Below are 13,508 nucleotides of genomic sequence, written 5' to 3' on the forward strand. Positions count from 1 at the left end.
CGACAAAAGTCGGCACCCACGCCGTTCAAACGGCCTCTTACGAGAGAAAATCGTGAAAACGATCATGAAAGACTTGCTTTGCAAGTCGAAGCGGCGTCGAATTACGCTGGGTAAGGTTCGAGGGCGTACTGCAACGCGCCTTCTCGGAGGGGCGCCATGTTGGAGGGGTAAAATGAACCCCCGGCCCAGTATTCAGGATGATTCCGTCGCACCTGCAGACGGCCTCGATGCCCTGTTCACCATCGAGCCTCTTCTGCTGCACTCCATCGACGAATCGGGCACCCTCCTCAACGTCTCCACCGCTTGGGCGCGGATGCTGGGCTACACCCGCGAAGAGCTGATCGGGCGGCGCACCACCGACATCATGACGCCAAAGTCCCGCGCCTTCGCGCTCACACGTGGGCTGCCGCTGCTTTATTCAGCGGGCCGGGTCACCAACATATCCTACGAGTTCGTCCGCGCCGATGGGCGGCCCCTGCCAGTGCTGCTCTCCTCCGGAGCGATCCGCGATGAGGCCGGGCGTTTCCTGCGCGCGCTGACCGTCGTGACCGACGACCGCCGCGCCCGCTACGCCGAGCGCGAGCTCGACGCCCGCAACCGCCGCGAGGCCGATGGCGCCGACGGCCTCCGCGATGTGCTCGAACGCCTCGGCCATGAAACCCGCACCCCCCTCGGCGCGATCCTCGGCTTTGCCACCCTGATGGAGCAGGGCCAACTGCAAGACAGCCAGCGCGCTCGTCTGGCAGAGGTGCTCTCCGCCGCTGAGACCCTCCGCAAAGCGCTCGATGCCGCTCTGGCCGAGGCCGAAGGCAGCCTCGCCCCGCCCCGCCGCACCACCAATCCGCCGCCCGCCCGCGCCGGCACGCCGCCTGCCCGGCAACTGCCGCTGGCCCCCATGCGGGTGCTGCTCGCCGTGGCCGAAGCCGGGCGACAGGACCGCCTGCGCGAGATGCTCCGCGCCACCGGCCATGAGGTGAAAGCGGTGGCCAACGGATATGAGGCCATCGAGGCGCTCTTTGCCGGCCCGACCGATCTCGCCCTCATCGACCTCGACATGCCTGGCCTCTCCGGCCCGGCCACCGTCAGCCAGATCCGCAACTCCGGCCGCAATTTCCACGATATTCCGGTCATCGCCTGCACCCCCGAGGCCGAGCCGCCCGCCTTCGCCAGCCTGCGTGGTCAAGGCATGGATGGCGTGGTGACCGCCAGTTGCACGCCCGGCGGGTTGGAAGCCGAGATGCGCCGCGCCCTCGAGTCGCGCAGCCCCTAGGGCGGGACCTGCACCGCCACGAGCGCTCAGGTGGTTGCCCTCGCCCCAGCGCCGCACCCCACTTCCCTTCGCCGCCCGCGCATTACATCCTGCGCTGCAATGCTGCTCGTGGCCGATGACATACACAAAACCTTCCCGCTGCCCTCCGGCGGGGCGCAGCCCGTGCTCTCCGGCGTCTCCCTCGCGCTTGACCCCGGCGAGACCCTCGCCCTCACCGGCGAGAGCGGCTCTGGCAAATCCACGCTCCTGCACCTGCTCGCCGGGCTTGACCGGCCCGACAGCGGCAGCGTCACCCTCGACGGCGTGCCACTCTCCACCCTGCCCGATGCCGCCCGCGCCGAAGCCCGCCGCACCCGCATCGGCCTCGTCTTCCAGCAGTTCAACCTGATCCCCTCGCTCGACGTGGCCGCCAACCTCGCCTTTCAGGCCCGCCTCGCCGGGCGGCACGATGAAGGCTGGTGCGCCACGCTCGCCGAGCGCCTCGGCCTCGCGCCGCACCTCTCCGCCTGGCCCGAAACCCTCTCGGGCGGCCAGCAGCAGCGCCTCGCCATCGGCCGCGCCCTTGCAGCCAAACCGCCGCTGATCCTCGCCGATGAACCCACCGGCAACCTCGACGAAGAGAACGCCGCCACCGTTCTCGCCCTCATGCTCGAGCTCGCCGCCGAAACCGGCGCCGCCCTCGTCACCGTCACCCACTCCGCCACCGTCGCCGCCGCCATGTCGCGCCGCCTGCACCTGTCACGCGGCAAGCTGGCATGACCCGGCCCGTGATAAATTGCCGAGGAGCCGCAGCGCGCATCCCACCGCGACGACGCCTCAAAGGGCGGACGAGCCACCCCCGCCCGCACACCGCGCGCCAATGACCCGCGCTGCCCTCCACGCCCTGCTCTCCCACTGGCGCCGCCACCCCGGCCAGCTCGCCACCCTCCTGCTCGGCATCGCGCTCGCCACCGCCCTCTTCTCCGCCGTGCAGGCGATCAACGCCGAAGCCCGCGCCTCCTATGCCGCCTCCGAGGCCACCCTCGCCCCCGACGCGCCCGACCATCTGACCTCGCCCGCTGGCCGCATCCCGATGCAAACCTTCCTCGCCCTCCGCGCTGCGGGCTGGCAGGTCTCCCCGGTCTGGGAGGGCGAAACGCCCGAGGGCCTCACCGTGCAGGGCTACGACTTTCTCACCCTCCCGATGGGCAGCCTGCCGGACCTCGCGCCAACCCTCGCGCAGATGCCGCCCTCCGCCCTTATCACCCTGCCCCCGCCGCAATGGGCCGCGCCTGAGAGCCTCGCCGCGGCGCCGCAGGCAACCCCGGCCCCCGGCCTCGCGCCCGGACTCCTCGTCACCACGATCGACGGCGCAATGGCTCTAGCCCCCTCCGGCGCCATCACCCACCTGCTCGTCGCCCCCGATGCCGCCCAGCCCCTCACCCGCCCGCCGCTGGCCGAGGTGGCCCCCACGCTCACCCGCAGCCGCCCGCAGGGCGGGGCCGAGATCGCCCGGCTCACCCGCAGCTTCCACCTCAACCTCACCGCTTTCGGCCTGCTCTCCTTCGCCGTGGGTCTCTTCATCGCCCACGGCGCCATCGGCCTCGCCTTCGAGCAGCGCCGCCCGATGTTCCGCACGCTGCGCGCGCTCGGCCTGTCCACCCGCCTGCTCGCCGCACTCACCCTCGCCGAGCTGACCGCCTTCGCCCTCGTCGCAGGCACGCTCGGCCTCGCCCTCGGCCATATCACCGCCGCAGCGCTCCTGCCCGATGTCTCCGCCTCGCTGCGCGGCCTCTACGGCGCGGCCCTGCCCGGCCAACTCGCCTTCCGCCCCTCCTGGGCGGCGACCGGCCTCGCCATCGCCCTCGCGGGCACGCTGGCCGCAGGCGCAGGCGCACTAATCGCCCTCGCCCGCCTGCCGATCCTCGCATCTGCCAAGCCCCGTGCCTGGGCCCGCGCCTCCACCCGCAGTCTCGCGTTTCAGGCCGCCGCTGGCGCCGCCCTCGCCGCCGCAGGCGCTGCTGCCGTGCCTCTCATCGGCGGCCTGCCCGGCGGTTTCGCCCTGCTCGGCGGCCTTCTCCTCGGCGCCGCGCTAGCCCTGCCCGCCCTGCTCGCCGCGCTCCTCGCCGCCGCCCAAGCCCTCGCCCGCCGCCCGCTCGCCCAATGGCTCTGGGGCGATGCCCGCCAGCAACTCCCCGGCCTCCGCCTCGCCCTCATGGCCCTCCTGCTGGCGCTCGCCACCAACATCGGCGTGGGCACGATGGTCAGCTCCTTCCGCCTCACCTTCACCGGCTTCCTCGACCAGCGCCTCGTCTCCGAGCTCTACGTCACCGCCCGCAGCGAAGACGAAGCCACCGGCCTCCGCGCCTTCCTCGACACCCGCCCCGAGGTGCAGGCCACCCTGCCCATCTGGCATGTCGACGTGCCGATGGCCGACCAAGGCACCGGCGAGCTCTACGGCGTGGCCGACCACGCCACCTACCGCGATAACTGGCCGCTCCTCTCTGCCACTCCCGGCGCATGGGACCGGCTCGCCACCGGCGACGCTGTGATGATCAACGAGCAGCTCGCCCGCCGCGCCGCCCTCGGCCCCGGCGATACCCTCCGGCTCGCCACCGACTGGCAGCCCGAGATCGTCGCCACCTATTCCGATTACGGAAACCCCGGCCCCCAAGCTATCGTCAGCGTCCCCGCGCTCACCCGCCACTTTCCCGATGTGCCAAAGCTCCGCCACGGCATCCGGATCGCGCCGCAAGATGTTCCCACGCTCACCGCCGCCCTCGCCGACGACTTCGGCCTGCCCCCCACTTCGCTGGTCCCCAATGCCGAGATCAAGGCCTACTCGCTCGCCATCTTCGAGCGTACCTTCGCCGTCACAGCGGCCCTCAATGCCCTCACCCTCGGCGTCGCCGCGCTGGCCATCCTCACCGCCATGCTCACCCTCTCCACCATGCGCCTGCCCCAGATCGCCCCGGTCTGGGCGATGGGCACCACACGCGCCCGCCTCGCTACGCTGGAGGCCCTGCGTACCCTCGCCCTCGCCGCCTTCACTGCCATGTTCGCTCTGCCCCTCGGCCTCGCCCTCGCCTGGGCGCTGCTCGCCGTGGTCAACACCGAGGCCTTCGGCTGGCGCCTGCCCATGTTCCTCTTCCCCGGCCAATGGGCGCTGCTCTTCGCCACCGCGCTCGCCGCCGCCGCGCTGGCCTGCTTCTGGCCGGTGTTGAAGCTCCGCCGCACCCAGCCCGCCACCTTCCTCAAGACCTTCGCGAGCGAAAGATGAGCCTCACCCGCCGCACCCTCCTCGCCGGCCTCGCCGTCACGCCGTTCTCGGCCACCGCGCAGGGCTTCGCCGGTCTAGGCACAGAGGCCGATGGCTTTGCTCTGCCCTCCCGCAGCACCACCCTCACCTTCCCCGCCGATCACGGCCCCCACCCCGCTTTCCGCATCGAATGGTGGTATCTCACCGCCACCCTCGCGGGGCCGGACGGCACCCCCTACGGCATCCAGTGGACTCTGTTCCGCTCCGCCCTGGCGCCCGGCGACCGCGAAGGCTGGTCCTCCCCGCAGGTCTGGATGGCCCACGCCGCCCTGACCACGCCCGAGAGCCACCACTCCACCGAGCGCCTCGCCCGTGGCGGCACCGGGCAGGCAGGCGTAACCGCCGCCCCCTTCGCCGCATGGATCGACGATTGGGCGATGGCAGGCACCGCCTCCGGCCAAGCCGATGAGCTTTCCGCCCTCAGCCTCACCGCCTCCGCCCCCGACTTCGCCTACGAGCTCCAGCTCACCGCCACCGGCCCGCTCGTGCTCCACGGCGACAAGGGCTTTTCGGTCAAATCCCCCACCGGCCAAGCCAGCCACTACTACTCGCAACCCTTCTACGAGGTCACCGGCCGGCTGACCCTGCCCGACGGCGACATCCCCGTCACCGGCAACGCATGGCTCGACCGCGAGTGGTCCTCCCAACCCCTGGCTGAAAATCAGGACGGCTGGGATTGGGTCTCGCTCTCCTTCTCCACCGGCGCCCGCCTCATGGGCTTCGCCCTGCGCGCCACCGACGGCACCGCCTTCACCTCCGCCACATGGATCGACCCGGACGGCACCGCCACCCCCTACGGCAACGGCGCCCTCACCCTCACCCCGCTGAATGGCAGCACGCCCCCCACCCGCTGGCGCGTCACCCTGCCCGACAAGGACGTCGATGTTGAAATCGACGCGTTGCGCGCGGACGCATGGATGGATGTCAGCTTTGAATACTGGGAAGGCCCGGTTGCGATCACCGGCAGCCACACAGGCCGCGGCTATCTGGAGATGACAGGCTATGACCGAGCACCGCAGCCTTAACCCACCGGCGCGTAGCCGCCCGGCCCGGCCTCGAGCAGAGGCGAGTGAAACACCCCTTCCACCGCCACCCGCCCTGCCAACGCGGGCTGCCAGCGTTCGGTCTGCAGCATCGCCGCCCCCGCCACCACCACTTGCGCGCCGACCTTGTCCAGCAGGTCCAGCGCAGCCACCATCGAGGTGCCGGTCGAGACCGCATCGTCGATCACCGCAACGCGCGCGCCCTCCAAGAGCGGCAGCATCCGTGGGTCGATGTAGAGCCGCTTGCCGCCGCCGGGGCTGGTGACCGAGCGCAGCGGCTCCGAGAGCGCTTCGTCGTACCAGAACTTCCGCGAGGTGCCGAGCGGCAGGTAGCGGCCGTGGCCCAGCGCCTCCGCCACCCCCGCCGCCAGCCCGAGGCCCAGCGTCGGCAGGCCAACCACCCGGCTCACGCCATGCGGGCGCAGCGCCTCGGCCAGCAGCGCCGCCAGCCGCCCCGCCACCGCAAAACTCGCCTGGTTGAGGATCAGCGAGGCGAGCGCCGTCGCCGTGCCCTCTAGCGGGCGCAGCGGCAGCCACAGCACCTCGCCGCCCGGCAGCGCCGCCGGAAAGCGCCCCACATAGGGCGGCAGTGGCGGCGGGCCCGGCTCGATTTTTTGCCAGAAGTCCTCCGGCGCCATGCCCGCCATACCCGTCACAGGCCCAGAGCCGCGCCATCGGCGCGCGGGTCGCTGGCGGCCTCACGCAGTCCGCCGGGGTGCAGCACCACCGCGCCCGCATGGCCCGCAAGGTCGCTGAAGGGCGGAAGCATCTCCACCTCGTGGCCCGCCTGGCGGAGCTGGGCCACCAAGCCTGGGTCCATCCGGCTCTCCACCTTCAGCGTGGTGGTGTCGTCGCCCCATGTCTTGCCCAGCAGCCAGCGCGGCGCGGTCACCGCCTCCTGCAAGCCCATGCCGAACTGCGCATAACGGCTGAAAACGGCGGCCTGCGTCTGCGGCTGGCCCTCGCCGCCCATCGTGCCATAGGCCATCACCCGCCCGTCCTTCAGCTCTGCCATCGCCGGGTTGAGCGTGTGGAAGGGCCGCTTGCCCGGCGCCAATTGGTTCGGCCCCTCACCCAGCGAAAACGCCGCGCCACGGTTCTGAAACACCACCCCCGTCTCCGGGCAGGTCAGGCCCGCGCCGAATTCCCAGAACACGCTCTGGATAAAGCTCACCACCGTGCCCTCGGCATCCGCCGCGCCCATCCAGATCGTGTCACCCTGCCGCGGCTCATAGGGCCAGGGCAGCGCGCGCGCCGGGTCTATCCGCGCGGCCATCTCATCCAGCGCCGCCGCCTCCAACCAGGCCTGCGCCTCCACCCCGTCCCCCAACTCGGCGTTGCGGCGAATGAAGGCCTGCTTGGTTGCCTCGATCAGCCCGTGGATATGGGCAAACCCTTCGCCCTCGCGCACCCCGAGCCTGTCGAAAAGCGCCAGAATGCTGAGCGAGGCCACGCCCTGCGTCGGCGGGACCATGTTCCACAACCGTCCCTGCGAGGTGCTAACCTCCAGCGGCACCCGCCGCTCGGCCCGGTAGGCCTCCAGATCAGCCCGGCGCAGTGGGCTGCCCGCGGCCTCCAGAAAGGCCCCGTGGGTCGCCGCGAGATCACCGTAGTAATAATCCGCCACCCCCGCCTCCGCGATCCGCTCTAGCGTGGCGCCAAGGGCGGGCTGCCTCAGGCGGCTGCCCCGCTCCGGCGCGCTTCCGCCCGGCATGTAGATCTCCGCGAAGCCGGGCACCGGTGCGAGACCCTCCGCCTTTTCTGCCGTGCAGTCCGCCTGATTGCCCGTCACCGCAATGCCCTCTCGGGCGAGCGCAATCGCCGGGGCCAGAAGCCGCGCCAGCGGCATCGGCGCCTCGCAGAGCGCCAGTGCCGCGCCCCAGCCGCCCACCGTGCCCGGCACCGTGAGCGCCGCCAGCGGCCCCCGCGCCGGGATCGCCTCCGCATGGCCCTGCGCGGCATACCACTCCGGCGTGGCCAGCCCCGCCGCCTGCCCGCCCGCGAAGATCGCGACCGGCGCCTGCCCGGCCCGCTTGATCAGCCAGAACCCGTCGCCGCCGATGCCGTTCATATGCGGATAGGCCACCGCCACCGCCGCCGCAGCGGCCACCATCGCCTCCACCGCGCTGCCGCCCTCTGCCAGCACGCCCGCCCCGGCCTGTGCGGCCGCCTGATGCGGCGCGGAGATGGCCCCCTTGAGGCCGAGTGCGGGGTTGAGCATGTGGTGTCCTCTCGGTCGCGCGGGTGGTGGTCTGCTGTGTCACACAGCCCCAAAGGGCGCATTGCGCAGTATGCCACCTATATTGCCGCGAAGCCGGGCGCTTGCAAGCGCCCGTCCCCGGCAGGCACTTCGGCGCATCCCGCGGTCTCCAGAAAATCTGATCAAAACAGTCGCCTTACTGAGGGGTTGCCCCTCCGTCTCCGCTCAACCCAATTCACGCCTATCCAGTGGAATCACACCCGGCTCACGCCGCAACACAACTCCACGTTGCGCCGCGATACGCAGTATGCCCACAAAACGCTCAAAGGCAGCACCAGCCCGCCTCATTCTGGCACATCCGTGCAATCCCGCGCCCTCACTCGGCCCGGTCAGTAGAATACACAGTATGCTGATAATATCGTCGCCGGAGGACAGGAATCCCGGTCGTGGCCCGCCTCGACCAGCCAGAGAAGCCAACAGGAGACGTGACAATGACCACCCAAGGGACATCCCACATCAAAGCCAAGACTCTCGCCGCCGCGCTCGGCGCCGTGGCCGCCGCCAGCCTAGCCGCCCCGGCGATGGCGCAGGACGTGCTGAAGATCGGCGCGCCGCTCGCCCTGACCGGCGGGCTGGCCGACGAGGGCCACAAGCAGGAACTGGTCTGGAAGATGTGGAGCGACAAGGTCAACGCCGCAGGCGGCATTGACGTGGGCGGCACGAAGATGCTGGTCGAGATCGTCGAGTATGATTACCAGACCGACGGCAAGCGCGCCGGCCAGCTGGCCGAGAAGCTGATCAACGATGACGAGGTCGATGTGCTGATGGCCCCCTTCGGGTCGGGCCACACCAAAATCGTCGCCGCCGTGGCCGAGCGCTACCAGATCCCGCTGGTCGCCTGTGTCTCCTCCTCCACCGAGGTCTTCAACCAGGGCTTCAAGTATCTCTTCGGCACCCTCGCGCCCAACAGCGGCATGACCGAGGCGATGGTCGCCGAGTTCAAGGAGACGATGCCGGAGCTTGGCACCATCGCCGTCTATGGCCGTGATGACGTGTTCCCCAAGTCGATGGCCACCGCCATCTCCGCCGCCGCCTCCGGCGCAGGCATCGAAGTGGTCTATGAAGAGCTCTACCCGGTCGGCGCGATCGACCACTCCGCCGCGCTCTCCACCATCAAGTCCATGTCGCCCGACTGGGTCTACATGACCGGTTACACGCAAGATCTGATCCTCGGACGCAAGCAGATGGAAGACCTCGGCATCGAAGCCCCGATCATCACCATGGTCACCGGCCCGGCCTACAAGGAGTTCACCGAAGGCCTCGGCGAGCTGGCCAACGGCGTGAGCAGCTCGACATGGTGGCACCACGCCACCGGCTACACCGACGTGTCGGGCGCATGGGATTCCACCGATGCCTTCTATCAGGCCTTCCTCGAGGCCTCCGGCGGCGAAGATCCCGACTATGTCCACGGCTCCTGCGCCGCAGCCCTCGATGTCGTGGCCGATGCCGTCACCCGCGCGGGCTCGGTCGAGCCGACCGCCGTGCGCGACGCGCTTGCCGCCACTGATCTCGAAACCTTCTATGGCCCGATCAAGTTTGGCGAGAACGGCATGAACGAGGGCCGCGAGATGCCGATCATTCAGGTGCAGGGCGGCGAGATCAAGATCCTCTACCCCGAGAGCATCGCCGACGCCGAGATGATGGTGATCGAATAACTCTCACGGCTGGCCGGGCTGCCCCCGCGGCCCGGCCAGCCACCGGCCTCTTCCTTCCGAATTTCTCCCAAGGAAACAGAATACATGGGTTTCGCGCAGATTCTGGCGAACGGAGTCGTGCTGGGCACGCTCTACGCCTGCATCGCCATCGGCTTCTCGCTGGTCTGGGGTGTCCTGAACGTCATCAACATGCTGCACGGCTCGTTCATCGTGCTCGGCGGCTACCTGACCTACTTCGCATGGGCCTCCACCGGCATCAGCCCCGTGATCATCTTGCCCGTCGTGGCGGTGGCGCTCTTCGTGCTGGGCTATGCCCTGCAATACCTCTTCATCAACAAGGTCGTGACGGCTCCGGTGCTGACAACGCTCACGCTCACCTTCGGCCTCGACATGATCCTCTACAACCTGATGACCGTGTTCTTCACCGCCACGCCGCGCCGGGTCTCGCTCGACTACGGGCGGATCGACGCGCTCGGCGTGTCGATGCCGGTCGACCGGCTGATCGGCATGGGGCTGGCGCTGGTGCTCACCGGCCTGCTGTTTCTGGTGCTGAAAACCTCGCGCATCGGCCGCGCCATCGTCGCCGTCCGGATGGACCGTGAGGCGGCAGCGCTGATGGGCATCCGGGTCAACCACATTTACGCCACCACCTTCGCCATCGCCGCGCTGATGGCCGGGGCGGCTGGGGCTGTCTTTGCCATGGTCTTTCCGGTCACCACCAACCTCTCGGGCGTGTTCCTCGGCAAGGCCTTCGTGATCTGCGTCATCGGCGGGCTGGGCGGCGTATCCGGCGCTCTGGTGGGCGGGCTCGCGCTCGGCATCATCGAAAGCTTCGCCGGCGTTATCGTCGGCCCGCAGAACGCCATCACCATCGGCTTCCTGATCATGCTGTTCCTGCTGATCGTGCGCCCCACCGGCCTCGTCGGCGTGAAGGGGTACGAGTGATGTCGCGCAAATCCAACCTGACCCTCATCGTCATGGGCCTCTGGGTTCTGGCGCTGGCGCTCGCACCCACCGTGCTCGGCAACTACGAGGTGCGCATCGCGATCTCCATCGCCATGTTCACCGCGCTGGCCCTGAGCTGGAACATCATCGGCGGCTTCACCGGCTACCCTTCCTTCTCCACCGCCGCCTTTTACGGCATCGGCTGCTACGTTGGCGCACTGGCACAGCGCAGCGGCGTGCCGGCCGCGCTGGCTTGGGTGGCGGCAGCGGCCTTCGTCGGCGGCGTCTCCTTTGCACTCGGGGCCATCGTGCTCCGGCTCAAGGGCCACTACTTCGCCATTGGCTCCATCGCCCTTGTCGATATCTCCCGTCTGGTGATCTCGTCCTGGGGCAGCGTCACCGGCGGCGGCAACGGCCTCAACGTGCCGCTGCTCGAGGGGCGCCCGCCGGAGGTCTCGGCGCTGGTGCTCTACGTGATGCTCGGCATCATGGTGCTCGCCTTCGTCACCAACGTCATCGTCGACCGCACCCGCCTCGGCTTCGGCCTGCGCTGCATCGACCAGAACGAGGATGCCGCCGACATGGTCGGCATCGACACCACCCGATACAAGATCGCCGCCTTCGTGCTCTCCGCGATCTTTCCGGGCGCCGTGGGGGCCGTCTATGCCTCATGGGTCGGCTACATCGACCCGACCGACAGCTTCGACATCCTGACCACCGTGAAGGTGCCGGTGATGGCCATGCTGGGCGGCGCGGGCACCCTGCTCGGCCCGGTCGTCGGCGCCTTCAGCTTCGTCATGCTCGAAGAGATCTTCTGGGCCAACTTCCTCGAGTGGAACCGAGCGATCATGGGGGCCATCGTGGTGGTGCTCATCTTCTTCCTGCCCGGCGGCATCCTGCGGCTGGACTGGAAGCGCATCCTGCGCCGCCTGTCCGAGCGCAGCAAAGCCCGCAGCACTGACAAGGGGAGCGCCAAGGAATGAGCGCCATTCTCGAACTCTCGAACGTGTCGCGCCAGTTCGGCGGCATCAAGGCTCTGAACGATGTGTCCTTCTCCCTCCACGAGGGCGAGATCGTCGCTCTCATCGGCCCCAACGGCGCGGGCAAGACAACGCTGGTGAACGCGATCACCGGCGTCCACAGCCCGAGCAGCGGCAAGGTCGTCTTCAAGGGCGAGGACGTGACCAAGCAAAAACCGTTTCAGGCCGCCCGGCGCGGGCTGGCCCGGACCTTCCAGATCGTGCAGCCCTTCCCCCGGATGACCGTGGTGGAGAACGTCGCCGCCTCGGCGCTCTTCGGAGGCAACCCCGAGAGCATCGCGGCGGCCCGCGACCGGGCGATGGAAGAGCTGGAGTTCGTCGGCCTCGGCCATGTGGCCGAAACCCCGGCCTCCTCGCTCACCCTGCCCAACCGCAAGCGGCTGGAGCTGGCCAAGAGCCTCGCGATGGGCCCCAAGGTGCTGCTGCTCGACGAGGTGAACGCGGGCCTCAACGCCACCGAGATCGACGTGGCGCTCGACCTGATCCGCCGGATCGCGGCGCGCGGCGTGTCGATCCTCATCATCGAACATCTGATGAAGGTGGTGCTCAGCCTCTCCAGCCGCGTGCTGGTGCTGCACCACGGCGAGCTGATCGCCGAAGGCCCGCCGCAAGAGATGGTCCACGACCGCAAGGTGATCGAGGCCTACCTCGGCCCGAAATTCGCAGAACGCTTCCAGAAGGAGATGGCCGATGGCTGAGGGCCTGCTCGAAATCTCCGGCCTTCAGGCCGGCTACGGCGACGTGCAGGTGCTCTGGGATATCTCCCTCAGCGTGAAGCGCGGCGCGATCACCTGCATCGTCGGCTCCAACGGCGCGGGCAAAACCACCCTGCTGCGCACCATCTCCGGGCTGATCAAGCCGCAGGCTGGCTCCATCAAGATGGCCGGCACCGAGATCGCCGGGGCCTCCCCCGATGACGTGCTCGGCGCGGGCGTGGTCCACGTGCCGGAGGGGCGGCGGCTCTTCAAGGGGCTCTCGGTGCGCGACAACCTGCTGCTAGGCGCCTACATGCGCCGCGACACCGTGCAGGTGAACCGAGACCTCGACTTCGTGATGAACACCTTCCCCATTCTGCGCGAACGCGCCTCGCAGGATGCCACCACCCTCTCGGGTGGCGAACAGCAGATGTGCGCCATCGGGCGGGGCATCATGTCGGCTCCCAAGCTGCTGATGATCGACGAACTTTCGCTCGGCCTCGCCCCGCGTCTCGTCGAGGTGCTCAGCGAGGCCCTGACCGAGATCAACGGCACCGGCCTCAGCATCCTCCTCGTGGAGCAGGACGTGCTGACCGCGCTCGACCTCGCCAGCCAGGGCTTCGTGATCGAAACCGGGCGCGTCACCATCACCGGCCCCAGCGCGGAGCTGGCCGAAGATGCCCGCATCCGCGAGGCCTATATGGGGCTGTAAAAACGGGCGACTCGCCCCGCGCGGGGCGGGCGCTCAGTTGGCCTTGCGCTCGAGGTCCGGGTAGGCATCCACGATCGTCCGCATCGCCTGCATCAGCTCGCGCCGGGCATCGGCCGTCAGCGGCTCCAGCGTGCGGCTGTGCGCTGCCGAGGCCGCCTCATCCACCCTTTGGAGCAGGTTGATCCCCACCTCCGTCAGCGTCGCGATCTTGCTGCGCCCGTCCGTGGGCGAGGGGCGGCGGCGGATCAGCTTGCGCTTCTCCAGCCGCTGCATCACATCCGCCGTGCTGGTCCGGTCCAGCCCGACCGCGCGCGAGATCACGATCTGCTCGCTCGGCCCAAGCTGGCCCAGCGCCGTCAGCACCGAGTATTGCACCGGGGTGATCCCCTCGCTGGCGCATTCCTGCAAGAACAGCGCGGTGTGAATCTGGTGCAGCCGCCGGATCAGAAAGCCCGGCCGGTCGCGCAGCCCGGTCTCGGCCCAGTCGTTGCTGCGGGCCGCCCGAAGGAGCTTTTCCTCCTCGCCCGCATGGTCCCGCTCGGGCACCGCCTCCTGCGCCCCGCGCTCCAGATTATCCATCGCACTCATCT

General features: G+C 69.3%; 12 protein-coding genes. 9 read left to right on the plus strand and 3 right to left on the minus strand.

The genetic code is table 11. The annotated features are described in order from the left end of the window. Nucleotides 1-172 precede the first annotated feature (172 nt). From ACUXVX_RS17315 to ACUXVX_RS17330, 4 genes are all read left to right on the plus strand, one after another. A complete protein-coding gene (locus ACUXVX_RS17315; RefSeq protein ID WP_446309275.1) occupies nt 173-1,270 on the plus strand; it encodes a PAS domain S-box protein in 1,098 nt (365 codons plus the stop codon). A gap of 99 nt (nt 1,271-1,369) precedes the next feature. Next, the gene (locus ACUXVX_RS17320; protein WP_446309277.1) at nt 1,370-2,029 is read left to right on the plus strand and encodes an ABC transporter ATP-binding protein; all 660 of its coding nucleotides are present in this window, start codon (nt 1,370-1,372) and stop codon (nt 2,027-2,029) included. Between the two features lie 100 nt (nt 2,030-2,129). Beyond that, nucleotides 2,130-4,529: an FtsX-like permease family protein gene (locus ACUXVX_RS17325; RefSeq protein WP_446309278.1), complete on the plus strand. Its 2,400-nt coding sequence runs from the start codon at nt 2,130-2,132 to the stop codon at nt 4,527-4,529. After that, nucleotides 4,526-5,593, plus strand: coding sequence for a lipocalin-like domain-containing protein (locus tag ACUXVX_RS17330; RefSeq protein WP_446309280.1), 1,068 nt, complete (start codon nt 4,526-4,528; stop codon nt 5,591-5,593). The genes ACUXVX_RS17325 and ACUXVX_RS17330 overlap by 4 nt, the downstream gene beginning before the upstream one ends. Here ACUXVX_RS17330 and ACUXVX_RS17335 read toward each other — a convergent pair. Further along, complete coding sequence (locus ACUXVX_RS17335; RefSeq protein WP_446309281.1) at nt 5,590-6,249, minus strand: phosphoribosyltransferase; 660 nt, start codon at nt 6,247-6,249, stop codon at nt 5,590-5,592. The two genes, ACUXVX_RS17330 and ACUXVX_RS17335, sit on opposite strands and share 4 nt — an antisense overlap. A 14-nt stretch (nt 6,250-6,263) precedes the next feature. Next, on the minus strand, nt 6,264-7,832 hold the full coding sequence (locus ACUXVX_RS17340; RefSeq protein ID WP_446309282.1) for a gamma-glutamyltransferase family protein: 1,569 nt from the start codon (nt 7,830-7,832) through the stop codon (nt 6,264-6,266). 470 nt (nt 7,833-8,302) lie between these two features. On the opposite strand from ACUXVX_RS17340, the gene ACUXVX_RS17345 reads away from it, so the two are divergent. The 5 genes from ACUXVX_RS17345 to ACUXVX_RS17365 all read left to right on the plus strand — a co-directional run bounded on the left by ACUXVX_RS17345 (nt 8,303) and on the right by ACUXVX_RS17365 (nt 12,918). Further along, nucleotides 8,303-9,526, plus strand: coding sequence for an amino acid ABC transporter substrate-binding protein (locus ACUXVX_RS17345; RefSeq protein WP_446309283.1), 1,224 nt, complete (start codon nt 8,303-8,305; stop codon nt 9,524-9,526). 84 nt (nt 9,527-9,610) lie between these two features. Continuing rightward, the gene (locus tag ACUXVX_RS17350; protein WP_222468386.1) at nt 9,611-10,471 is read left to right on the plus strand and encodes a branched-chain amino acid ABC transporter permease; all 861 of its coding nucleotides are present in this window, start codon (nt 9,611-9,613) and stop codon (nt 10,469-10,471) included. Then, nucleotides 10,471-11,454, plus strand: coding sequence for a branched-chain amino acid ABC transporter permease (locus ACUXVX_RS17355; RefSeq protein WP_446309285.1), 984 nt, complete (start codon nt 10,471-10,473; stop codon nt 11,452-11,454). Before ACUXVX_RS17350 ends, ACUXVX_RS17355 begins: the two co-directional genes overlap by 1 nt. Beyond that, nucleotides 11,451-12,209, plus strand: coding sequence for an ABC transporter ATP-binding protein (locus ACUXVX_RS17360; protein WP_222468384.1), 759 nt, complete (start codon nt 11,451-11,453; stop codon nt 12,207-12,209). Before ACUXVX_RS17355 ends, ACUXVX_RS17360 begins: the two co-directional genes overlap by 4 nt. After that, nucleotides 12,202-12,918, plus strand: coding sequence for an ABC transporter ATP-binding protein (locus ACUXVX_RS17365; RefSeq protein WP_446309287.1), 717 nt, complete (start codon nt 12,202-12,204; stop codon nt 12,916-12,918). Before ACUXVX_RS17360 ends, ACUXVX_RS17365 begins: the two co-directional genes overlap by 8 nt. Before the next feature lie 33 nt (nt 12,919-12,951). Here the strand turns inward: ACUXVX_RS17365 and ACUXVX_RS17370 are convergent, their stop codons facing one another. Beyond that, nucleotides 12,952-13,497, minus strand: a complete 546-nt coding sequence (locus ACUXVX_RS17370) for a MarR family winged helix-turn-helix transcriptional regulator (protein ID WP_446309289.1) — start codon at nt 13,495-13,497, stop codon at nt 12,952-12,954. Between the last annotated feature and the right edge of the window lie 11 nt (nt 13,498-13,508).

This window comes from Vannielia sp. SX4, assembly GCF_052828525.1.